We start from the raw sequence: 20,857 nt of genomic DNA, 5'->3' as shown, positions 1-20,857 counted from the left end.
GACCCCTCACGCCAGGCACGGCAACGTCGGCGCGGCCCCCGCCGGTACCCGGCCCCCACCACCCTCGCCGTACGCACGGCCTCCTCGCGCCCCTGTCTCCACCACGGCGTACCCCGGGCGAAGGCTGTGGACCGCCCGGCGGTGCGCCCCGCCGGACAGCTCGCCCCTACCCGCTCCCGCGGCCCTGCCCCCCGCCGCGTGCGCTCGGCCCTGCCGCAGCACCGGGCCATCCAGTACCAGGCCGTCCAGTACCAGGGCCAGCTCCCACACCACCGAGTCCCACGTCCGCCGCTCCGCCAGCCGTCGGGCGGCGGTGAGACACGCCCGTTCGGCGTGGAACCACGCCCCCGCCGCACGCCGGTCGGCGGGCCGTTCCGGGGCCACCCCCGGCAGCGGCGACCCCAGCCACCCCGGCCGTGGCCTGTACGGGCCCAGCAGCCGACGGGCCGCCCACGCCGTGTGCGCGTAGTGGTCCAGCACCCGCCGCAGCGCCCGCTCGAACGGCCCCGCTTCCCGCAGTTCGGCCGAGAACACCCGTACCAGCCCGTGCATCCGGTACCGGCCGGGCCAGTGCTGCTCCAGCAGGTGGACCGCCTCCAGCTCCCGCAGCAGCGCCCGCGCCGACACCGGGGAACAGCCCAGCAGACTCCCCGCGGCGCCCAGCCCGATGTCCGGCCCCGGCGCCGCCGACAGCAACCGGAACGCCCCGGCCGCGGCATCGCTCAGTGCCCGGTACGACAGACGCAGCGCCGTCCGGACATCCGCCGATGGATCACCCGTGCCCAGAGCTGTCAGCCGGCCCGTCGGGTCCCGCAGCTCCTCGGCCAGGTCCGCCAGCGGGAAGCACGGCCGGGCCGCCGCCCGCGCCGCGACAACGCCGAGCGCCAGCGGCAGACCCGCGCACCGCTCCAGTACGGCCGCCGCCGACTCCGGCTCGGCCGCCAGCCGCGCCTCGCCCAACCGGTGCCCCAGGAGTTCCCGGGAGTCCGCCCGGGACAGGGTGGACAGCGACACCGCGTACGCCCCCTGGGTGACGGCGAGCCCCGTCAGCCGACGGCGGCTGGTGACCAGCACGGTGGCCCCCGCGCTCCCCGGCAGCAGGGCCGCGACCTGTTCGGCGTCGGCGGCGTCGTCCAGCACGATCAGCACCCGGCGATCCGCGACCAGGCTCCGGTACAGCCCGGCGAGCGCCTGCCGGCCCGCCGGAGCCGCCGCCGGGTCCTCGCCGAGACCGCACAGCAGCAGCCGGAGCGCCGCGGCGGGCGTCAGCGGACCGCCCGAGCGGGCGAACCCGCCCAGATCCACGTACAACTGCCCGTCGGGGAAACGGCAGAGGTTCCGGTGCGCCCAGTGCAGCGCCACCGAGGTCTTCCCCACCCCCGCACCGCCGCTGATGACACACACGGGCCCCGCGCCGGGGCCGCCGGGTCCCGCTCTGCCGGCCGTCTCGTCCGGCGACCGGCTCAGCGCCTCGTCCAGCAGCGCGAGCTCGGACGTACGCCCGGTGAAGTGCCGGGTCGCCGAGGGCAGTTCGCGCGGCACCGGGCCGATGCGCGGTCCACCGGGGAGCGGCCGGGAGTCCTCTCCCACGGGAGCTCCGGCCGTCGTGAAGGAGCCCGGCGCCGGCGAGCCCGGCCGCCCGGCCGGCCCGAGGGCCGCATCGCCTGCCAGCACCCGTTGATGCAGCCGCCGCAGCTCCGGCCCCGGGTCGCTGCCCAGTTCCTCCGCCAGCGCGCACCGCACCCGCTCGAAGCAGCGCAGCGCGTCCGCCGTCCGTCCGCTGCGAGTCAGCGCGATCATCAACTGGGCGGTCAGTCGCTCGTCCCAGGGGCGCTCGTCGTGGCAGGCGCCCAGTTCCGGTAAGAGCGCGCCGTGACGCCCCAGCCGCAGTGCCACATCGTTGCGGTCCAGGCGGCAGGCGTGCCGTTGCTCCGACAGCGAGACGCGCGCCGCGTTGAACCACGGGGTGTCCACCGCCGCGAACGGCTCGCCCCGCCACAGGGCGAGCGCCCGGTCGTACAGCTCCAGCGCCCCGCCGTCGTCGGCCGACCGCGCGCGGGCGACCAGATCGCGGAAGAGATGCACGTCCACCGTGCCCGGACCGGCCGGCACCGTGTACCCGCCGGTCCGCCGCACGATCGCGGGCGGCCCCGTACCAGCACCGTCCGGTACGACGGCGTCCGGCGCGGGTCGCTCCAGCGCCCGCCTCAGCCGTGACAGATAGGTGTGCACCGCCGCCGCGACCCGGCGCGGAGGCCGGTCGCCCCAGACCCGCTCCGCCAAGCCGTCCACCGGAACCACCCGGTCCGCGTCCATCAGCAGTGCCGCCAGCACGGTCCGCTGCCGGGCCGGGCCCAGATCCACCCGGCGTCCGTCCCGCCGGGCCTCGATCTCCCCGAGGACTCCGTACCAGATTGCCAACGCGCTCCGCCCGTCTGCCGAGTGCCGCCCCACCAGCCGCCGCCGGTTTCAGATCCGATCAAGATTCGTGCAAGAGCGCCCACGGAAGCTGACGGGGTCCAAGGCGCTCCCACGCAACCGGCCGGGAGCACACCGCGGGTCTCTCATTCACGAGAGGATTTTCCTGCATGAGCGGTTCCAGAACCCGCCCTGTTCTTCGGCCCCCGTCCGGACACCCCGGGCGGTCGGCCCCACCGGGCGTCGGTAGGAGAAGGCTCGCCGACAGGGCGACCCGGCTCCGCGACGGGGCCTGAACGGGCCCCCTTGAAAGGCCGCTGTCCGCCACACCCGGGCGGACACCGGTCGGCTTCCCCCGCGCCACCGCCGCGAGCGCCGCACCGGCCGGCCCGCCCCGGGCCGGCCGCTCACCCACGGACCGAAGGATCTGCCATGCGTGCCTGGTTCGAGAACCTCTCCGATGCCCTGATCGACCGCCTGGTCCCGAAGACCGAGGCTGCCGCCGCCACCCAGTGCTGGACCGAGGAGGTCTGCCAGCAGGGCCCGCTCCAGCTTTGCGGCTCCACCGGCCGCTGGGGCTACTTCATCTACCAGGTGTGCGCCGACGGCACCCGCACCTTCCGGGGCGTCCGCTGCGCCCGCTGCAACGGCTGACCTCACCCGGCCCCCTCCCACCGGCCGAAGTCGAAAGGATCTCCATGCGCGACTGGATCCGGAACCTGTCCGATTCGCTGGTAGAGCACCTGGTTCCCCGCACGGAGGCGGCTGCCGCCGTCGAGTGCTGGATCGAGGAAGTGTGCGGTTCGACGATGGTGCCGATGTGCCACCACACCGGCTTCAGGGCGGTCTTCGCCACTCAGGTCTGTTCCGACGGAACCCGGGTGTACCTGGGCAAGCGCTGCGCCAACTGCTGACGGCTCCCCCGGAGAGGTGACCTGACGGTGGCCTCCCGGGGCCGTGCCCCCGGATACGTGCCGCTCCCGGGCCACCGGCCCGGGAGCGGCACGCACCTCGCCCGGCGGCGCGGGACGAACCCCTTCCGTTGTCGGGACGCCCGCGATCGAACGCGCCCTCACCCACGGCACCCACGGCTGGACCGACCCGCACCGCACCGACCGTGCCGCGCTGTCGGCGCCCGTCGCGGTCGCCCCTCAGAAAGGACACCGTCGTGGAACTCGTCGTCTGGGCGGTCCGAGGCTGTCTGCTGCTGGTGTTCACGCGCTCTGTCCTCGGCAAGGTCCAGAACCCGGCCGCCTTCGCGGAGTTCACCGGCACCGTGCGAGCCCTGCGGCTCCCCGGGCCGTTGCCCGCCCGCCCTCTCGCCGCGCTGGTGGTGACCGCCGAGGCCGCCCTCGTACCCGCCTTCGCCCTGCCCGGCCTCCTCGCTCCGCCGACGGTACTCGTCGCCGGGCTCGCCATCGCCGCCGTACTGCTCGCCTCCTTCACCGCGCTTGCCGTCGTCGCCGCCCGCGACGGCCGTCCAACGCCCTGCCGCTGCTTCGGTCGTACGACGACTCCGCTCGGCGCGGTTCATGCCGTACGCAACTCCATCCTGCTGGCCGTGGCGGTCACCGGCCTCGTCGCCGCGGCCGTCCGCGGCCCGGACACGGGCGCCCCGGTGGCTGTGCTGACCGCCTCCCTCGCGGGCGCGGTTCTCGGCCTGCTCGTCACGGCCCTCGACGACCTCGCCGCGCTCTTCCGTCCCCTGCCCCGAAAGGAAACCCCGTGAGTCCGCTCGCCGCCGCCGTCCTCGCCGTCGGAGCCCTGGCCATGGTCGACCTCGTCCTCACCGTCGGAGTCGTCCGGCGGCTGCGGGAACACTCCGACCTGCTGCGACAGGTATCGGCACCGGCCGCCGCCCTGCCCGGAGGCATGTCCGGGATCGCGGCCGTCGGCACCCCTGTGCCCTCCTTCACCGGCGGCCCGTCCGACAGCCCCGTCACCGACCGGGACCTCACCGACGGGGCCCTCGTCGCGTTCTTCTCGCCCACCTGCGAGCCCTGTCGCGACAGACTGCCCGGCTTCGTCGCCCGGTACGCGGACCGGCCCGAGGAGGCCCGGCAGGTGCTCGCCGTCGTCGTCGACGAATCCCACAGCCCGCACGGAGCACGGGACCCGCACGGGCCGGGCATGCCGGGCGAGGACACCGGATCGATGGCCGCCGCCCTGGCCGCCGTGGTGCCGACCGTCCAGGAGTCCTATGACGGCCCGGTGACCACGGCGTTCGCCGCCAAGGCGTTTCCCAGCTGTGTACGGGTGGGAAACGGCCCTGACGGTGGTCTCGTGGTGACGGAGGTCGGCCGGTGGCCCCAGACCCCCGTCGCCGCCCGATGACCGGGCCCGTCCCCGCCGCCCGGACCGACGACCAACCCGGCCACTCCCCGCTCCGCGCGGTCCTGGCCGCCGCGGTCCGTCTGGCCGGCCGAGCGGCGCCCGCCACCCTGACGGGCTGGCTGCTGCTCACGGTGGCCGCGTCCGCCGCCCCGGTCGCCGCCGCCTGGACCCTCAAGACCGTGATCGACCGCCTGGTCACCGCCCCCTTTGCCGACGGCTCCCTCACCGGCCCGGTTCTGCTGCTGGTCGGATGCGGTGTCGTCCTCGCCGTCGTCCCCCAGTTCCTCCAGTACCTGCGGGCCCAGCTCGGCCGGGCGGTCGGACTGCGCGCCCAGATCGAACTCCACACCGCCGTCGACCGGTTCACAGGCATCGGCCCCTACGAGAACCCGCGCTTCCTGGACCGGCTGCGCATGGCCCGTCAGTACGGCGGCTCCGCGCCGGTCGACGCCGTCGGCAGCGCCATCGGCACCGTCGGCGCGGCGGTGACCCTGACCGGATTCCTCGGCGCGCTCACCCTGCTGGGCCCCTGGATGGCGGCGGCCGTCCTGACCTCGGGCGTCCTCGTCCTCGGCGCCGAGATCGCGCTCAGCCGTCGACGGGCCGCCCTCGTCTGGTCGGTGGGCCCGGTGGAGCGTCGGGAGCTGTTCTACAGCGCCTTGCTGACCGACCTGCGGGCCGCGAAGGAGATCCGGCTCTTCGGCCTCGGGCGCTTCCTCGGTGACCGGATGGTCGAGGAGCGCCGCACCTCGGATGCGGCGAAACGGGGCCTGGACCGTCAGGAGCTCGCCGTCCAGGCCGGGCTCGCGCTGCTCTCCGCCCTGGTCGCGGGGGCTGGACTGCTGTGGGCGGCCTCGGCCGCCCGCTCGGGTCAGATCACCGTCGGCGGGGTGACCGTCCTGGTCACCGCCCTGCCCGCGGTCCAGGCGGCGCTGGCGGGCCTCGCCGTCGAACTCGCCACGGGCCACCACGCCCTCCTGATGTTCCGCCACTTCCTCACCGTGACCGACGCCGGGCCCGACCTGCCCGTACCCGCCCGGCCGCGTCCCGTCCCGCCGCTGCGCCACTCGGTGGAGTTCCGCGATGTGTGGTTCCGCTACGGGGAGGACCAGCCCTGGGTGCTCCGGGGCGTCGACCTGGTCCTGCCCGCCGGACAGGCCGTGGGCCTCGTCGGTCTCAACGGCGCCGGGAAGTCCACGCTGGTGAAGCTGGTCTGCCGGTTCTACGATCCCGTCCGGGGACAGATCCTCTGGGACGGCGTCGACCTGCGCGAACTGTGCCCGCGTGAGCTGCGCCGCCGGATGGGGGCCACCTTCCAGGACTTCATGGAGTACGACCTGACCGCCCGCGAGAACATCGCCCTCGGCGACCTCACCGCGCTCCAGGACCGCGACCGGGTGGAGGAGGCCGCCCGTGTCGCGGGAATCCACCACCGGCTGACCGGCCTGCCCCACGGCTACGACACCCTGCTGAGCCGGATCTTCTTCAGCGAGCGGGACAAGGACGACGCCACGACCGGAGTCGTCCTGTCCGGCGGACAGTGGCAGCGGCTCGCCCTCGCCCGCTCCCTGATCCGGGACGACGCCGACCTCCTCGTCCTCGACGAGCCCGGCTCCGGTCTCGATCCCGAGGCGGAGTACGAGATCCACCGCCGGCTGCGACGCCACCGGGCGGGCCGGGCGGGGCTGCTCATCTCCCACCGCCTCAACACCCTGCGCGACGCGGACGTGATCGTGGTCCTGGAGGACGGCCGGATCGTCGAACGGGGACCGCACGCCGACCTGATGCGCCGTTCCGGGGTGTACGCCCGGTTGTTCACCCTCCAGGCCAGTGGGTACGCGCCCGACGCCGGTGCGCACGGCGCGGGGGCCTCCGTACCCACCACGTCGGCCACCGGCGCCGATGCCGGGCCGCGGCCGTCCGCCGACGTGGTGGCCGCAACCTCCCGGAGCGGAGGAGCCGCGTGATCGTGCGCCTCGCCCGCCGTCTGCTGCGGAACCGCCTGCTGGCCGTCACCGTCGCCGGCCCGAGCATGGAGCCCGCCCTCCGTGACGGGGACCGCGTCCTGGTCCGCCGCCGCGCGCGCCGGGTGGCCCGGGGAGACGTCGTCGTCCTCGAACCGCCTCCCGGCGCGCGTGACGAGGGGCTCACGCGGGAGGGCCTGATCATCAAACGGATCGCCGCCGGACCCGGCGACCCGGTTCCCGCGCACATGGCCGAGCGGCTGGACGTACCTCCCGGCTCGATCGTGCCACCCGGCCACTACCTGGTCCTGGGCGACAACCGGCCCGTGAGCATCGACTCCCGCCGCTTCGGCTATGTCCCCCGCACCCTGCTGACCGGCAGGGTGATACGCCCCCTGCGCCGGCACACCCCCGCGGTTCCGGCGGAACCTCCCGTCCTGGAGGTGAGACCGGTGATGGACGCGGGGTGACCGTTCGGGGACCGCTCCGGCCACCGCCGCGCCCTGCTCGCCACCGCCGCCGGCTGCCCGGACCGGGGGAGCGGGCGCGGGTGGCGGGGAAGGGGCCGCACGCTGAGACCGGTTCGCCCGAGCGGGCCCCGGCCGGTTAGGTTGCTGTTCATGACCGACACGACTTCCCAGGGTTCTGCCCGCACCACCGGCGCCGTCGCCGCCGGCCTCGCCACCGTCGCCGGTGACGGCACCGTCCTCGACACCTGGTTCCCCGCCCCCGAGCTGACCTCCGACCCCGGCCCGGCCGGCACGACGCGCCTCAGCCCGGACGAGGCCGTCAACCTGCTCGGCGAGGGCGCCGCCAAGGCCCTCGGCGTGGACGCCCGGCGCGGCGTCGAGGTCGTCGCCGTGTCCACGGTCATCTCCTCGCTCGACGACAAGCCGCTCGACGCGCACGACGCCTACCTGCGCCTGCACCTGCTCTCGCACCGGCTCGTCCGGCCGCACGGCCAGAACCTCGACGGCCTGTTCGGGCTGCTCGCCAACGTCGCCTGGACCTCGCTCGGCCCGGTTGCCGTCGACGACCTGGAGCGGGTGCGGCTCAACGCCCGCGCCGAGGGCCTGCACCTCCAGGTCACCTCGGTCGACAAGTTCCCCCGGATGACGGACTACGTCGCCCCCAAGGGCGTACGCATCGCCGACGCCGACCGCGTCCGGCTCGGCGCGCACCTCGCCGCCGGGACCACGGTCATGCACGAGGGCTTCGTCAACTTCAACGCCGGCACGCTCGGCACCTCCATGGTCGAGGGCCGGATCTCCGCGGGCGTCGTCGTCGGCGACGGCTCGGACATCGGCGGCGGCGCGTCCACCATGGGCACCCTCTCCGGCGGCGGCACGGAGCGCATCGTCATCGGCGAGCGCTGCCTGGTCGGCGCGGAGGCGGGCGTCGGGATCGCGCTCGGCGACGAGTGCGTCGTCGAGGCCGGTCTGTACGTCACCGCCGGCACCCGGGTCACGCTGCCGGACGGCCAGGTCGTCAAGGCCCGCGAGCTGTCCGGCGCCTCCAACATCCTCTTCCGCCGCAACTCGGTCACCGGCACCGTCGAGGCCCGCCCGAACAACGCGGTGTGGGGCGGCCTCAACGAGGTCCTGCACGCCCACAACTGACGCCTTCAACAGGCCGCGAGAAGTTCAGGCCGCCCAGAAGTCCGGGCCGCCGGAGGTTCAGGCCGCGAGGAGTTCCTCGTACGCCTTCCGCAGCCCGTCGGTCGCCCCGCGCCCGGCGGGCTGCAGCGGTTCCCGGACCGGTCCCGCGCCCAGGAGCGCCTTCGCGGTGACGGTCCCGGGGAGGCCGCTCGCCATCATCAGCTCGGTGAGGCGCACCGTGAGCCCGTTGAGCCGGGCCGCCTCGTCGGTGCGGCCCGCGTCGAACGCGTCCAGCGGCGCCCGCACCTGGCGCGGGGCCACGTTCGCGACGGTGCTGACGTATCCCGCGCCGCCCAGCGCGTACAGCGGCAGGTTCAGCTCCTCGCAGCCCGAGTAGTACGCCAGTGAGGTGCGGGCCAGCACCTTCGTCGAGCCGAGCAGGTCCAAGGAGCAGTCCTTCACCGCCACCACGCGCGGGTGCTCCGCCAGCCGCAGCAGGGTCTCCGGCTCGATCCGGGTGCCGGTGCGGCCGGGGATGTCGTACAGCATCAGCGGCAGGCCGGTGGAGTCCGCGACCCGCAGGAAGTACGCCTCGACGGCGGCCTGCGGCGGGCGGCTGTAGTACGGGCCGACCACCAGCAGCCCGTCCGCGCCCCCCTCCTCGGCCTCCCGCGCCAGGCGCAGGGTGTGCGCGGTGTCCGGGCTCCCGACGCCGGTGAGCAGCGGCACCCCGTCGCCGACCTCGGCCCGGACGGCCCGCAGCAGGGCGGACTTCTCGGCGTCCGTCGTGGTGGGGGACTCGCCCGTGGTGCCGCTGAGCACGATCCCGTCGCAGCCCTCCGCCACCAGGCGCGCGGCGTGCGCACGGGCGGCGTCGTGGTCCAGGGCCCCGGTGGCGGTGAAGGGCGTGATCATGGCGCAGAGCGTGCGGCCGAAGGGGCGCGGTGCGGTGGCGGTCATGCCCGAAGTGTCGGCTCCCGGAACCGTGCAGGTCCACTTAGAACTTCTTGCCGCGGCCGGCAAGGGATGCTGAAGAGTCCGGGGAGCGGCGGCTGCTTCCGGCACCGCTTCTGACATGATCGAACGCACGGACGACGGGCCGCGACGACGGGCCGCGACGAGGGGGCATGGTCATGGGCGTGGGCATGAGCAGGGGTGTGCGCGTACGGGGGCGGGTGCGGAGGCGGGCCGCCGCCGTGCTGCTGTCGGCGACGGTGACCGCGCTGACCGGCTGCTCCGGCTTCCTCGTCCCGGCCGGCGAGGGCGAAGTGCCGGACCCCGCCCCGTCCGCCTCCGCGCCCCGCTCCGGCCTCGTCCGCGCCGAGACGCTGCCCCCGACACCCGCGCCCGCCCACGGCGATCCGGCGCGGACCGGCCCGCCCTCCGCCCCGCCTCCGGAGGAGTGCCCCGCCTCCGGGGCCGTGGTGACCATGGGGGAGGTGCTGACCGCGATGATGAGCCGTGCGGTCGTCCTGACCCTGACCAACTGCGGCGCCAAGCCCTACCGGGTCGACGGCTACCCCTCGGTCCAGGCACTCGGCGAGGACGGCGAACGCCTCCCCGTGAAGGTCAACCCGGCCGGCTCGCAGTTCGGCCGCGACCACGGTCCCGCGGCGCTCACCCTGAAGCCGGGCGGCACCGCGCGGTCGATGCTCGCCTGGGTCTCCACGAAGGAGGGCGGCGAGCTCGTCATGGCCGACGCCCTGGAGCTGGCCGCCGCACCCGACGCCGGGGCGCGGGTCCACCCGCTGGTGGGCCACGACATCCGGTACATGGACGAGCTGAACATCACGGCCTGGCGGGCGGAGCTGCCCGAGTGACCGGCCGGGCGGGTCCTGTCCGGCCGGTCAGCCGTCGCCCACCGGCACGGTGTGGGTGACCCAGGCCGTGCCGGGCGGCCCGTCCGGCAGGACGTGCAGCAGAAAGGCCGCCGGCTCGTCCGGATAGCCGGGCACGCCCTCCCGCAGCGCCAGCCCGCTCTGCCGGTACGTACTCGGCGCGACGGCCACCGTGCTGCCCGCGAGGGACGCCGTGACCGGGCGGTGCACATGGCCCGCCAGCACCCGCACGACCCGGGGGTGCGCGGCGACCACCTCCGCCAGCGCGGGGCCGTCCGCCAGGCGCATCGCGTCCAGGAACGGAATGCCGACCGGAACCGGCGGGTGGTGCAGACAGACGAGGGCCGGTACGCCGGGGCGCCGGGAGAGGTCCCGGTCCAGCCGGGACAGCCGTTCGGGACCCAGGCGACCGCCCGGCGCACCGGCGACCCACGAGTCCAGGACCAGCACGGTGAACGCCGGGTGCTCCACGGTGTACGACGTCGGCGTCCCCCCGCCCAGGAAGCGCGTCCCGCCGAACGCGTCCACGAGAGCCTCCGGCACGTCGTGGTTGCCCGTCACCAGATGCAGCGGCAGCGCGAACGCGCCGACCTCCTCGCGCAGGGCCGCGTACTCACCCGGCTCACCGCGCTCGGTGAGGTCACCGGTGATCACGACGCAGTCCGGGCGCGGGTCCAGGGCGAGCACCCGGCGCAGGGCCGCCCGCAACCCGGCGGCGGGCGCCGCCGCCCCGGGACCGGTCGTGAGGTGCGGGTCGCTCAGATGCGCCACGGAGAGGGCCATGCCCCCACCCTTCCCCGGCCGTCTCCGGCCGCACCCGGGGCGCTCACGCCGTGGGCGAACGGGCGGCGCGGCACATCGCCCGGGAACGACCTTGACCTCAAGCGGACTTGAGGTGTGATCGTGGGGAGCACGACGCACCGACCGGCGCGCGTGACGAGGGGAACACCACCATGACCACGCACTTCACCGACCGCCCCGACCCGGCCCGCCCCGACGCGCGGATCGCCAAGGCCAGCACCTGGAACGTCGGTACACCGCAGCGGCGGCGAGAGGCCGTCGACGCCGTCCGGAAGGCATGGGAGAGCCGGGAATGGCCGCACCCCGGGCTGCTCTCCTACAGCGTCCACGAAGGGGAGGACGGCGTGACCCTGCTGCACTACTCCCAGTGGTCCGGCGAACAGGCCTACCAGGACTTCGTGCGGCAGGGGCGCGACGTCCGCAACGCGGAGATCGACGCCGCCGTCCCCGGCATCGAACGCCTCGGACCGCACACGTACGAGCTGTACCGCTCCGGCCTCCGGGCCGAGGGCGACACCAGGGAGACCGGCTGCGTCGTCATCGTGGACGTCGAGTTCGACGGGCCCGACCCGGCCCGCCAACGCGACTGGGTGGACACGGTGTTCGAGGCGCTCGGCGAAGAGGCCGGACTGCCCGCCGGCGGCATCGCCGCGCACTTCCACGTCAGCACCGACGGCGCCCGGGTCCTCAACTACGCCGAGTGGGAGAGCGCCGAGCACCACATCGCGGCCCTCGCCGCACCGGGAGAGGGCGTCGGCTCCCCGTCCCCGCTCTGGGAACGCGTCCAGAAGTACCCGGGCATGACCGGCGGCGGCGTGCACCGCTACACACCCGCGCTCAGCATGGAGCCGGGCGCGGGCGCATAGGGGCGCGCCGGGCGGTATGCGGCGAAGCGGCGGGCGGCACGCGCCGCATTGCGTCTAGGCTTGGGCGGCTGAACCGCGTACGCACTCCGTACGCCCCGAGCACGCACCGAGGAGAACCCCCGATGTCCGCAGAGCGCCCCTCCCTGCCGCCGGTGCGGCTGAACTCCGAGGCCGAACTGGCACGGGACGCGCTCGCCGCTCCGCTGTTCGTCCGCGCCGTCAGGCTCGCCCGGTGGGCGGGGCCGGACAGCCGGGTCGGGGCCGGCGGCGAACTGGCCGAGGACCAGCTGCCGGCGGCCGCCGAGCACCTCGCCCTCCCGGCCGACGAGGACGGCGCCGCGTACGCCAGCGAGGCGTGGCGGCTCGCCGTGGACACCGGCCTCCTCGACGTCACCGACCCCGAGGAGGGCGAGGGCGGCGAGGGCACGGACGGCGACGCCGAGGGCACCGTCACCGCGGGCGAGAACCTGGCCCTGCTCACCGGCGGCTCCCCGCAGGACGTCCTGTCCATCTGGCTGGACGGCCTGGACGCCGTGCACGCCGATGCCACCGCTCCCGTCCTGGACGACTTCGCGGACCTCGTCGGCGAGGACGGCTCGATCGACTTCGACGCCCTGGACTGGGACCCGGAGGCCGAGGCGGAGTTCCTCGACGGCGTCCTCGGCAACCTCTACCTGCTCACCCTCGCGGACAACGGCGCGGGCGAAGGGCCGGTCCCGCTGCCCGCCCTCGCCGCGTCGATGATCGTCCCCGACGACATGGGCGAGCCCACCGACGACATCCTGGAGCAGGTGTCCGAGGCGATGATGCGCCTCGACGACCAGTTCCGGCTCCTCGAACCCATCGGGATCGTCGAGTACCACCCGGTCGACGAGGCGCTGCTGGTCGAGGAGGGCGAAGCCGCGGACGCCTCCGCGGCCGGCGCCGACGACGAGGACGTCACCCGGTACGGCATGGTCAAGCTCACCCCCCTCGGCCTGTACGGCGTCCGGGCCCGGATGCTGGAGGCCGGGGTGGACGCCCCCGCCGTCGGCGACCTCGCGGGCAAGGGCGCCGACGTCCTCCTCGACGGCATCGCCCACTACCCGGAGTCCGCCGCCCGCGCCGAGGTCAAGCTCTGGCTCGCGGGCCACGGCGCGGAGGGCGCGGCGGCCGCGGCGGCCGAGCTGCTGGCCGCGGCGCGCGGCACGGACGAGGGCGCGCCGCTGCGCCGCCTCCACTGCCAGCAGGCCCTCGCCCTGGCCGGCCCCGAGGCGGAGCCCGCCGTACGCGCGGTGCTCGGCGACCCGGAGCTGGGCGGCCTGGCCCGCGTCTGGCTCGCGGAGCGCGGCGCGGCCGACGTGCCCGCCCCGCCGGAGGACATGATCTTCTGGCTGGCCATCGACACGATCGCCGCCCAACTGGACGCGGAGGGCGAGCTGGACGAGCTCCAGGGCCTGGTCGAGGGGCTCTCGGCCCAGCACAGCGGCTTCTTCGACGAGGTCTGGCGCGTCGACCACCCGGCCACCGCAGAGGTCCTGGAGGCCATGGGCCGGCTGCACAGCGACAAGAAGGCCGCCAAGGACGCCCGCAAGGCCGCGTTCAAGGCCCGCTCGCGCGCGGGCGGTTGAGAGCCCGCACGCAGGGCTCGGAGCGGCGTTCGGCTGCGGGACTCCGCTCCTGTCCCGCACGGGGGCCGGCCGCGGCCGTACGGTGTCGGGGCCGGCGAAAACCCGGCGCGTGCGACCGGGCCGTTCCCTAAGGTCATGGACATGCACCTCCCGGTGCGAAGGCGGCGGCTCCTTCCCTTCAACGGAATGTGCCGCAGCCACTGGTGATCTCGGGAGGCGCGAGCGCCGGGGTGCCCGGTGCGCAGGCGACGCGTGCTTGTCGTCACCGACGAGCAGACCGCGTACACGCGCCGTGGCGACGCGACCCGGAGCGTTCCGGACACGGTGCCCGTCTACACCTGGAATCTGGCCGGATACCGGCTCGGTCACGCCCCGTCCGGCGAGGGAAACCGCCACACGTTCGGGGGGCTTTCCGACGCGGCGTTCCGCATGGTTCCGCTGCTGGAGGCGGGAGGAAGCGCTGACTGGCCGTGGTGAGCGCTGATTACGAATCCGGCACGTCTGGGGCCCCGGGCACCGGCGGGCATGGCGTCGGGCCTTCACAGGGCGCATACTCGACGTAATGAAACAGTCAGCCGGATCCCGGCGTCACCTGCCTTCCAGTCCCTTCAACCGCCCGGCCCAGGAGGCCCCACCGGTCGAATGCTTCGATGTGGGCGACAGGGTGTCGCACGACCAGTTCGGGCTCGGCAGGATTCTTGCTGTCGAGGGCGACAACGACGCAGTCCTCATCGACTTCTCGGGGCGACAGGGAAGGATCCTGAGCCCGTACTCCAAGTTGACCAAGCTCTGAGACGCGAGACGAGCACGAGCAGCGTCCGTCTTCTCCGGATCCGGGGCGCCTGAAGCACTTCAGGCGCCCCGGACTCCGTTGCGGCCCTCCGGGGGAGGGCCCACGGCGGCTACAGGGACTTGGCGGCGGGCTTCACCATGCCCCGCACGGTGCGCGACTTCACGAACTCGCCCATCGCGGTCATCTCCCACTCGCCGGTGAACTGCTTGATGAGCTTGGCCATCATCACACCGGTCTGCGGCTCGGCGCCGGTGAGGTCGAAGCGGACCAGCTCCTCGCCGGAGGCGTCGTCGATCAGCCGGCAGTAGGCCTTGGCCACCTCGTTGAACTTCTGGCCGGTGAACGAGTTCACCGTGAAGACCAGGCCGGTCGCCTCGGCGGGGATCCGGCCGAGGTCCACCATGATCACCTCGTCGTCGCCCGCGCCCTCACCCGTGAGGTTGTCGCCGGAGTGCTTGATCGCCCCGTTCAGGATGGTCAGCTTGCCGAAGTAGCAGCTGTCCAGGTGGTTGCGGTTGGGACCGTAGGCGATCACCGACGCGTCCAGGTCGATGTCCTTGCCGCGGAACGCGGGCTCCCAGCCCAGGCCCATCCTGACCCGCGAGAGCAGCGGGGCGCCGCCCTTGACGAGGGACACGGTCTGGTTCTTCTGGAGGTTGACCCGGCCCTTGTCCAGGTTGATCTTCCCGGAGCCCGCGGGCGCGGCGGGGGCCGCCGGGGGAGCGGGCGGGGCGGCCGGAGCCGGCGGGGCGATGCGCGGGTCGACGGGGGCCGCGACCGGAGCGGCGGGAGCGGCGGCGACCGGGGCGGGGGCCACCGGCGCCGGAGGGGCGGCCGGGGCCGCGGGCTCCTCGACCGAGACGCCGAAGTCCGTGGCGATCCCGGCCAGCCCGTTCGCGTAACCCTGGCCGACCGCGCGGGCCTTCCAGGCCCCGTTGCGCAGGTAGATCTCGATGACCACGAGCGCCGTCTCGGCGCCCAGCTGCGGCGGGGTGAAGGTGGCGAGCGCGCTGCCGTCGTCCGCGTTGCGCACGGTGGCGGTGGGCTCGACGCCCTGGAAGGTCTGGCCCTCGGCGTCCGGGCTCGCGGTGACGACGATCTTCTCGATGCCCGGCGGGACGGCCGCGGTGTCCACCACGATCGCGTCGGGCGCGGAGCCCCCGCCGGAGCGGTAGGTCACGCCGGGGCCCGAGGGCTGGTTGTAGAAGATGAAGTCGTCGTCGGAGCGCACCTTGCCGTCGGCGGTGAGCAGCAGGCCCGAGACGTCGAGCCGCACCGGAGCGGCGACGTCCACCGCCACGCGGGCGGCGGAGAGAGGGATGTTCGAGCCGGGGGTCATTGCGGTCATGCACGGGGTAACGAACGACCCGGCTTTGCCGTTCCCTTACCTTCGGCCGTCCGGAGCAGGGCCGCGGACGTGCTCTCAGCGGCGGTTGCGCGGGTGGTCGCGGGCGGTGCGCTCGTTGCCGTGCTTGTACGCGCCGGTCCAGCGCGCCATCACCAACTGGGCGTCGCCCGAGCCCACCTCGGCCAGGAACTTCTCCGCCCGGCCGCCGCGCAGGGTGCCCGCGGCCCGGCCGTGGTGGGTGATGGTGACGCTCTGGTCGCCGTGCTGTTCGTACTGGAATCCGGAAGGTCTCGGCATGGCCCGTATCCTGCCCGCCCCGCCGCGCCCGCGTCGCCCGGATTTCCGCCGCCCGGCCCCGCCACGACGCCCGCCCGCCCCCGTCGCTGCTCCCGCCCCCCTCGTCGCCGCGCCCGCCCGCCGTCCTCCCCGCCGGCTCGGCGCGGCTCAGTGCGGCCAGATCGGCGGGTCGGTCGCGAAGTGGCCGCCCACGCGGGCGTGCGCCGGGTTGTCCGGGTCCAGTTCGCCCTGCTCGGCGACGAGCTTCGCCGCGTAGGGCTCCGAGTCGTCCAGCGGCCGGTAGCCCAGCGCCCGCGCCGGGGCCAGGTCCCACCACAGACGGGTGTTGGCGGAGGAGCCGTAGACGACGGTGTGCCCGACGTCCTCGGCGGTCAGGGCCGCGTGGAACAGCCGTGCGCCGTCGCCGGGGCTCATCCAGACCGACAGCATCCGTACCGACGTGGGCTCGGGGAAGCAGGACCCGATGCGCACGGAGACCGTCTCCAGCCCGTGCCGGTCCCAGTAGAGCTGGGCCAGGTCCTCGCCGAAGCACTTCGAGAGCCCGTAGAAGGTGTCGGGGCGGCGCGGCGCGTCCAGGGGGATCGGCGGATCGCCCGGAGCCGGGCGCGGGGTGTGACCGATGACGTGGTTGGAGGAGGCGGCCACGATGCGCCGGACGCCCTCCTCGCGGGCGGCCTCGTAGAGGCGGTGCGTGCCCTGGATGTTGGCGCGGAGGATCTTGTCGAACGTGGACTCCAGCGAGATGCCCGCCAGATGGATGACCGCGTCCACCCCGCGCACGGCCTCACGCAGCGCCTCCCGGTCGTTCAGGTCGGCGGTGATCGCCCCGGGCTCGCCCTCCACCGGTACCAGGTCGAAGAGCCGCAGGTCGTATCCGTACGCGGGCAGCAGCCCCCGCATCAGGGTGCCGAGGCCGCCTGCGGCACCGGTGAGCAGGACGGTACGGGGAGCGGTCATACGGGGATCTCCTCGGGGCGTACGCGGGCGCTGTGCGCAATCCTGGCTGGCATTCACATGCGTGGACAAGCTAAGGAGCGGAGATGGGGTGCGTCAAGGGCTCGCGGCTGCCTTGACCTGCCGTCGGAGGCTGCCTTAGCGTTGCGATGTTCAGAAATATGGACACCGATCAGAATTGTGCACGCCTGTATCTGTTCAGGGAGCGCCCGTGACCTCAGCCCCCCTTGCCGCCCGGCTCAGCGAAGTCGCCGGGCCGCTCTTCTTCCCCGTGACCGCGTTCGGGCCGGACGGCACCGTCGACCTCGCCGTCTTCCGCGCCCATGTGCGGGCGGGGATCGACGCCGGAGCCGCCGCGGTCTTCGCCTGCTGTGGCACGGGCGAGTTCCACGCGCTGACCCCCGAGGAGTTCCGCCTCGCGGTCGCCGCCGCCGTCGAGGAGAGCGCCGGACAGGTCCCCGTCCTCGCGGGAACCGGCTACGGGACGGCGCTCGCCGTCCAGTACGCGCGCACCGCCGAGGAGGCCGGTGCGGACGGACTCCTCGCCATGCCGCCCTACCTCGTCGTCGCCGACCAGGAGGGTCTGCTGAAGCACTACGCGGCGCTCGCGGCGGCCACCGGCCTGCAGACGATCGTCTACCAGCGCGACAACGCGATCTTCACCCCCGAAACGGTCGTCGCCCTGGCCCGCACGCCCGGCATCATCGGGCTCAAGGACGGACACGGCGACCTCGACCTCATGCAGCGCATCGTCAGCGCGGTCCGCACCCACCGGCCCGACGGCGGCTTCCTCTACTTCAACGGGCTGCCCACCGCCGAACTCACCGGCCCCGCCTACCGGGGCATCGGCGTCACCCTCTACTCCTCCGCCGTCTTCGCCTTCGCCCCGGACATCGCCCTCGCCTTCTACCGGGCCCTGGACTCCGGCGACGACGCGCTGGCCGACGGGCTGCTCGACCACTTCTACCGGCCGCTCGTCGAACTGCGCGCCAAGGGCCGCGGATACGCCGTCTCCCTGGTCAAGGCCGGGGTCCGGCTCCAGGGCCTGGAAGTCGGCGAGGTCCGCACCCCGCTCACCGAACCGCCCGGCGCGCACATCAAGGACCTCATCGAGATCATCGCGAGCGGCCGCGCCCTGCTGGCGGAGCACACCTCCGCGGGAGGCGGGGCGTGAAGGCGGGCGCGTTCCTCTACCCGTGGGACGTCGTCGGGGACCCGGACGCCGCCGCCCGGATCGCGGACCTCGGCGTACGGCAGGTCACCCTGGCCTCCGCCTACCACTCCACCCGGGCCCTGACCCCACGCCACCCCGCCCACCGCGTCGTCACCGCGGAGTACGCCGCCGTCCTCTATCCGCCGGACCCGGACCGCTGGGCGGGGCGGGCCCTCGCCCCGTACCGCCAGAGCTGGACGGCCGGCGACGATCCGTACGGGGAGGCCGCGGGAGCCCTGGCCGCCGCCGGCCTGGAGGTGCACAGCTGGGTGGTCCTCGCGCACAGCTCGCGGCTCGGCGCGGAGCATCCGGACACCTCGGTGGTCAACGCCTACGGGGACCGCTACCCCTGGGCCCCCTGCATCGCCCGCCCCGCCGTGCGCGCGTACCTCGTGGACCTGGCGGCGGAGGCCGCCGCCCGGCCCGGCACGCACGGGACCGAGCTGGAGTCCTGCGGCTGGTACGGCTTCGCCCATCCGCACGCCCACGACAAGGTCGCCGGCGTGGTCCTCGGCGAGGCGGCGCAGTACCTGATGTCGCTGTGCTTCTGCCCGGAGTGCCGCGCGGGGTACGGGGAGGAGGGGGCCGACCCCGGCGGCCTGTCCGCCGCCGTCCGCCTCGCCCTGGAACCGGCCTGGTCCGGCGGAGGCTCCCCGGAGGCCGGCCGGGACGGCATCGCGGAGCTGCTCGGACCCGGACGCGCGGACGCGACCCTGCGGTGGCGCGGCCGGGTCGCCCGCGCGTTCCAGGAGGCCGCCGTCGCGGCGGTACGGGCGGCGGCCCCGCCCGGTTTCCAGGTGCTGCTGCACGCCGACCCCGTCCCGTACCGCACCGGGGCCAACGCCGGCGTCGGGACGGACCACGTCCTGGCCGTGGCCGACGGCGTGGTGCTGCCCTGCACCGGACCCGACAGCGCCCGGGAAGCGGTCCTCGGGCCGTTCGCCGGCCGGGGCGGTGTGCGCGCCGCCACCTTCGGGATCGTCACCGGGATGGGCGGAAGCCCCCGCACCCTGGAGCGCGACGCGGCGCACGCCGCCTCGCTCGGCGCGGACCAACTGCGCCTGTACCACGCGGGACTCGCCTCGGGCCCGGACCTGGAGGCGGTCGCCGCGGCGCTCTCACGGCTGGGGTGAGGCGGGGCCGGGCGCCTCCTCGGGTCCGGGCGCCTCCGCGGGTCCGGACGCCGACGCGGGTGCGGTGCGGCGCCGTGCCGTCCCCGCCGCCAGCAGGGCCGCGGCCACCAGCCCCGCCGCCCCGCAGACCGCTGTCAGCACCCGCACGTCCACCACCGCGACGAGCCCCGCTCCCACCGCCAGGGCCACCGCGTTGGGCGCCGTCATCAGCGAGCCCGCCGTCGCCGCCGTCCGCCCCAGCACCGCGTCCGGCGTCTCCCGCTGCACCGCGGTCATCGTCGCGATCAGCACGCACGGCAGACCGAACCCGATCGCCGCGCTCGCCGCCAGGGCCACCCCGTCGTGCGGCAGCGACCGCGCGCCCACCGCCAGCGCGAACAACGCCGTCCCGCCCGCCGCGAACACCCGCTCCGGCAGCCGCCGCAGCAGCGGCCCCACCAGCAGTCCCACCGCCACGGAACCGGCGCCCTGCACCGCGTACAGGACCCCCGCGTACTCCGGCGTCCGGCCCAGCACGTCATCGACGTAACCGAACGTCACGGCCCCGTTCACCCCCGCCAGCAGCATCGTCGCCGCCCCCGCCGTCACCAGCGGGCGCAGCACGGCCGAGGCGCGTATCCGCCGCAACCCGGCGAGGAGTTCACCGCGCCACGCCCCCACCGGGGGCCGCGGGGCCTCCCGTACCCGGAGCCGGGCGAAGACCAGGGCGGCCAGGGCGCACGTCGCCGCGTCCACCAGCGCCACGGCCGGGCCGCCGAACCGCGCGTACAACCCGGCGCCCGCCAGCGGGGCGACCAGCTTCATGCCCTCGTTGGCCGTCGTCCGCAGTCCGTTGAAGTCCGCCAGCAGCGAGGCGTGGACGGTCCCCGCGACGAGCGCCGACTCCGCCGCGTCGAGCAGCACGCCGCTCGCCCCGTAGAGGACCAGCACCACGAAGACCAGCCAGACGGTGCGGTCCGAGTCCACCAGGACCAGCGTGGCCAGCAGAGCGGCCATCGCCAGGTTGACCCGGACCAGCAGCTTCTTCCGGTCCATCCGGTCCGCGAGCGCGCCGAGCGCGGGCCCGGCCAGCACCGGGGCCCACATCGCGCACACCGTCAGCGCCGCCAGACTGTCCGACCCGGTCAGCGACTTGACCCAGATCCCCGCCGTGAGCCACATCGCGGACGTACCGAACCCGGAGACGACCACCCCCGCCAGATACCGCCCCGCCGTCGGGTCCCGCAGGACCCGCACCACCGCCGGACCGCCCATTGCCGCCCCGCCCTCTCCGCCTCGTGCTCCGCACCCCGTCCGTGCGGGCCGTGCGGCTCATGCTGCGGAGTAAGGCGGTGCGGCGGCATCGGGCGGATGCCCTAGGGTCTGTCGTCAAATGCCACGCCCACATCAGGAGTGATGCGAGGGCGACGGCTGCTTCGTAGGACTGGGCGATTTTGTCGTAGCGGGTAGCGATGCCACGCCACTGCTTCAGCCGGTTGAAGCACCGTTCCACGAGGTTGCGGCGCTTGTAGACCTCACGGGCGCTCCGTTGATGACTGTCAGGCCGTCTTCCGGCATGCTGGCGTGACAAGTACATTCTGCAGAATGGCGGCGAATCCGACATCGGGCGCCCCGCTCCCAGGAGCCTTCCGTCCTGGCTCGGGCGTGACAGCGCGAGCGCGAGGGCCACCACCAGGCAGGCGAGGACCGA

20 protein-coding genes and 2 pseudogenes are annotated in these 20,857 nt (G+C 74.5%); 14 read left to right on the top strand and 8 right to left on the bottom strand.

Translation table 11 applies throughout. The features are described from left to right. Window positions 1-6 precede the first annotated feature (6 nt). Entirely contained in the window at window positions 7-2,421 is a 2,415-nt protein-coding gene (locus tag OG245_RS07825) for a BTAD domain-containing putative transcriptional regulator (RefSeq protein WP_371622800.1), read from the bottom strand. A 429-nt stretch (window positions 2,422-2,850) separates the two neighbouring features. On the opposite strand from OG245_RS07825, the gene OG245_RS07820 reads away from it, so the two are divergent. The 7 genes from OG245_RS07820 to dapD all read left to right on the top strand — a co-directional run bounded on the left by OG245_RS07820 (window position 2,851) and on the right by dapD (window position 8,335). Then, complete coding sequence (locus OG245_RS07820) at window positions 2,851-3,072, top strand: hypothetical protein (RefSeq protein WP_371622799.1); 222 nt, start codon at window positions 2,851-2,853, stop codon at window positions 3,070-3,072. Between the two features lie 44 nt (window positions 3,073-3,116). Then, window positions 3,117-3,332 (top strand): hypothetical protein, encoded by a 216-nt coding sequence (locus OG245_RS07815; protein WP_371622798.1) that lies wholly within the window; start codon window positions 3,117-3,119, stop codon window positions 3,330-3,332. 254 nt (window positions 3,333-3,586) lie between these two features. Continuing rightward, entirely contained in the window at window positions 3,587-4,147 is a 561-nt protein-coding gene (locus OG245_RS07810) for a MauE/DoxX family redox-associated membrane protein (RefSeq protein ID WP_371622797.1), read from the top strand. Beyond that, window positions 4,144-4,752 carry a hypothetical protein gene (locus tag OG245_RS07805; RefSeq protein WP_371622796.1) on the top strand — a complete coding sequence of 203 codons (609 nt, stop codon included), beginning with the start codon at window positions 4,144-4,146 and terminating at the stop codon, window positions 4,750-4,752. The genes OG245_RS07810 and OG245_RS07805 overlap by 4 nt, the downstream gene beginning before the upstream one ends. After that, window positions 4,749-6,719 carry an ABC transporter ATP-binding protein gene (locus tag OG245_RS07800; protein WP_371627836.1) on the top strand — a complete coding sequence of 657 codons (1,971 nt, stop codon included), beginning with the start codon at window positions 4,749-4,751 and terminating at the stop codon, window positions 6,717-6,719. The genes OG245_RS07805 and OG245_RS07800 overlap by 4 nt, the downstream gene beginning before the upstream one ends. After that, window positions 6,716-7,186: a S26 family signal peptidase gene (locus tag OG245_RS07795; protein ID WP_371622795.1), complete on the top strand. Its 471-nt coding sequence runs from the start codon at window positions 6,716-6,718 to the stop codon at window positions 7,184-7,186. The genes OG245_RS07800 and OG245_RS07795 overlap by 4 nt, the downstream gene beginning before the upstream one ends. A 150-nt stretch (window positions 7,187-7,336) precedes the next feature. Continuing rightward, entirely contained in the window at window positions 7,337-8,335 is a 999-nt protein-coding gene (gene dapD / locus OG245_RS07790; protein WP_371622794.1) for a 2,3,4,5-tetrahydropyridine-2,6-dicarboxylate N-succinyltransferase, read from the top strand. A 57-nt stretch (window positions 8,336-8,392) separates the two neighbouring features. On the opposite strand, the gene OG245_RS07785 is transcribed toward dapD, so the two are convergent. Continuing rightward, window positions 8,393-9,274 carry a 4-hydroxy-tetrahydrodipicolinate synthase gene (locus OG245_RS07785; RefSeq protein WP_371622793.1) on the bottom strand — a complete coding sequence of 294 codons (882 nt, stop codon included), beginning with the start codon at window positions 9,272-9,274 and terminating at the stop codon, window positions 8,393-8,395. A 185-nt stretch (window positions 9,275-9,459) separates the two neighbouring features. Between OG245_RS07785 and OG245_RS07780 the strand changes: the two genes are divergently transcribed. Beyond that, window positions 9,460-10,134 carry a DUF4232 domain-containing protein gene (locus OG245_RS07780; protein WP_371627835.1) on the top strand — a complete coding sequence of 225 codons (675 nt, stop codon included), beginning with the start codon at window positions 9,460-9,462 and terminating at the stop codon, window positions 10,132-10,134. Between the two features lie 27 nt (window positions 10,135-10,161). Here OG245_RS07780 and OG245_RS07775 read toward each other — a convergent pair whose 3' ends face one another. Continuing rightward, window positions 10,162-10,935, bottom strand: a complete 774-nt coding sequence (locus OG245_RS07775) for a phosphodiesterase (protein WP_371622792.1) — start codon at window positions 10,933-10,935, stop codon at window positions 10,162-10,164. A gap of 170 nt (window positions 10,936-11,105) precedes the next feature. Here OG245_RS07775 and OG245_RS07770 point away from each other — a divergent pair, with 170 nt between their 5' ends. From OG245_RS07770 to OG245_RS07755, 4 genes and pseudogenes are all read left to right on the top strand, one after another. After that, a complete protein-coding gene (locus tag OG245_RS07770) occupies window positions 11,106-11,819 on the top strand; it encodes an antibiotic biosynthesis monooxygenase (RefSeq protein WP_371622791.1) in 714 nt (237 codons plus the stop codon). A 122-nt stretch (window positions 11,820-11,941) separates the two neighbouring features. After that, window positions 11,942-13,429, top strand: coding sequence for a hypothetical protein (locus OG245_RS07765; protein ID WP_371622790.1), 1,488 nt, complete (start codon window positions 11,942-11,944; stop codon window positions 13,427-13,429). Between the two features lie 249 nt (window positions 13,430-13,678). Next, window positions 13,679-13,906, top strand: a pseudogene (locus OG245_RS07760) (TROVE domain-containing protein); the annotation flags it as partial. 85 nt (window positions 13,907-13,991) lie between these two features. Beyond that, window positions 13,992-14,222: a hypothetical protein gene (locus tag OG245_RS07755; RefSeq protein WP_003969918.1), complete on the top strand. Its 231-nt coding sequence runs from the start codon at window positions 13,992-13,994 to the stop codon at window positions 14,220-14,222. 109 nt (window positions 14,223-14,331) lie between these two features. On the opposite strand, the gene OG245_RS07750 is transcribed toward OG245_RS07755, so the two are convergent. The 3 genes from OG245_RS07750 to OG245_RS07740 form a co-directional block, all read right to left on the bottom strand. Next, the gene (locus tag OG245_RS07750; RefSeq protein WP_371622789.1) at window positions 14,332-15,570 is read right to left on the bottom strand and encodes a TerD family protein; all 1,239 of its coding nucleotides are present in this window, start codon (window positions 15,568-15,570) and stop codon (window positions 14,332-14,334) included. A gap of 75 nt (window positions 15,571-15,645) precedes the next feature. Further along, window positions 15,646-15,867: a hypothetical protein gene (locus tag OG245_RS07745; protein ID WP_371622788.1), complete on the bottom strand. Its 222-nt coding sequence runs from the start codon at window positions 15,865-15,867 to the stop codon at window positions 15,646-15,648. Between the two features lie 147 nt (window positions 15,868-16,014). After that, the gene (locus OG245_RS07740) at window positions 16,015-16,824 is read right to left on the bottom strand and encodes an NAD-dependent epimerase/dehydratase family protein (protein ID WP_371622787.1); all 810 of its coding nucleotides are present in this window, start codon (window positions 16,822-16,824) and stop codon (window positions 16,015-16,017) included. A gap of 208 nt (window positions 16,825-17,032) precedes the next feature. Between OG245_RS07740 and OG245_RS07735 the strand changes: the two genes are divergently transcribed. After that, on the top strand, window positions 17,033-17,995 hold the full coding sequence (locus tag OG245_RS07735) for a 5-dehydro-4-deoxyglucarate dehydratase (RefSeq protein WP_371622786.1): 963 nt from the start codon (window positions 17,033-17,035) through the stop codon (window positions 17,993-17,995). After that, the gene (locus OG245_RS07730) at window positions 17,992-19,167 is read left to right on the top strand and encodes a hypothetical protein (RefSeq protein WP_371622785.1); all 1,176 of its coding nucleotides are present in this window, start codon (window positions 17,992-17,994) and stop codon (window positions 19,165-19,167) included. Before OG245_RS07735 ends, OG245_RS07730 begins: the two co-directional genes overlap by 4 nt. Here OG245_RS07730 and OG245_RS07725 read toward each other — a convergent pair. After that, window positions 19,153-20,421: an MFS transporter gene (locus OG245_RS07725; RefSeq protein WP_371622784.1), complete on the bottom strand. Its 1,269-nt coding sequence runs from the start codon at window positions 20,419-20,421 to the stop codon at window positions 19,153-19,155. The two genes, OG245_RS07730 and OG245_RS07725, sit on opposite strands and share 15 nt — an antisense overlap. A 127-nt stretch (window positions 20,422-20,548) precedes the next feature. After that, window positions 20,549-20,743 (bottom strand): annotated as a pseudogene (locus tag OG245_RS07720) (transposase); the annotation flags it as partial. Window positions 20,744-20,857 lie beyond the last annotated feature (114 nt).

This window comes from Streptomyces sp. NBC_01116 (assembly GCF_041435495.1).
Taxonomy (GTDB): Bacteria; Actinomycetota; Actinomycetes; order Streptomycetales; family Streptomycetaceae; genus Streptomyces.
Note: the sequence above shows the minus strand (reverse complement) of the source record. Positions and strands in the feature narration are given on the sequence as shown.

What these genes read in the sequence shown, in the direction of transcription:
- OG245_RS07815 (WP_371622798.1), top strand. Translation starts at nt 3,117, where the DNA reads ATGCGCGACTGGATCCGGAACCTGTCCGATTCGCTGGTAGAGCACCTG.
- OG245_RS07765 (WP_371622790.1), top strand. Translation starts at nt 11,942, where the DNA reads ATGTCCGCAGAGCGCCCCTCCCTGCCGCCGGTGCGGCTGAACTCCGAG.
- OG245_RS07750 (WP_371622789.1), bottom strand. Translation starts at nt 15,570, where the DNA reads ATGACCGCAATGACCCCCGGCTCGAACATCCCTCTCTCCGCCGCCCGC.
- OG245_RS07755 (WP_003969918.1), top strand. Translation starts at nt 13,992, where the DNA reads ATGAAACAGTCAGCCGGATCCCGGCGTCACCTGCCTTCCAGTCCCTTC.
- OG245_RS07770 (WP_371622791.1), top strand. Translation starts at nt 11,106, where the DNA reads ATGACCACGCACTTCACCGACCGCCCCGACCCGGCCCGCCCCGACGCG.
- OG245_RS07740 (WP_371622787.1), bottom strand. Translation starts at nt 16,824, where the DNA reads ATGACCGCTCCCCGTACCGTCCTGCTCACCGGTGCCGCAGGCGGCCTC.
- OG245_RS07775 (WP_371622792.1), bottom strand. Translation starts at nt 10,935, where the DNA reads ATGGCCCTCTCCGTGGCGCATCTGAGCGACCCGCACCTCACGACCGGT.
- OG245_RS07725 (WP_371622784.1), bottom strand. Translation starts at nt 20,421, where the DNA reads ATGGGCGGTCCGGCGGTGGTGCGGGTCCTGCGGGACCCGACGGCGGGG.
- OG245_RS07820 (WP_371622799.1), top strand. Translation starts at nt 2,851, where the DNA reads ATGCGTGCCTGGTTCGAGAACCTCTCCGATGCCCTGATCGACCGCCTG.
- OG245_RS07780 (WP_371627835.1), top strand. Translation starts at nt 9,460, where the DNA reads ATGAGCAGGGGTGTGCGCGTACGGGGGCGGGTGCGGAGGCGGGCCGCC.
- OG245_RS07785 (WP_371622793.1), bottom strand. Translation starts at nt 9,274, where the DNA reads ATGACCGCCACCGCACCGCGCCCCTTCGGCCGCACGCTCTGCGCCATG.
- OG245_RS07745 (WP_371622788.1), bottom strand. Translation starts at nt 15,867, where the DNA reads ATGCCGAGACCTTCCGGATTCCAGTACGAACAGCACGGCGACCAGAGC.
- OG245_RS07800 (WP_371627836.1), top strand. Translation starts at nt 4,749, where the DNA reads ATGACCGGGCCCGTCCCCGCCGCCCGGACCGACGACCAACCCGGCCAC.
- dapD (WP_371622794.1), top strand. Translation starts at nt 7,337, where the DNA reads ATGACCGACACGACTTCCCAGGGTTCTGCCCGCACCACCGGCGCCGTC.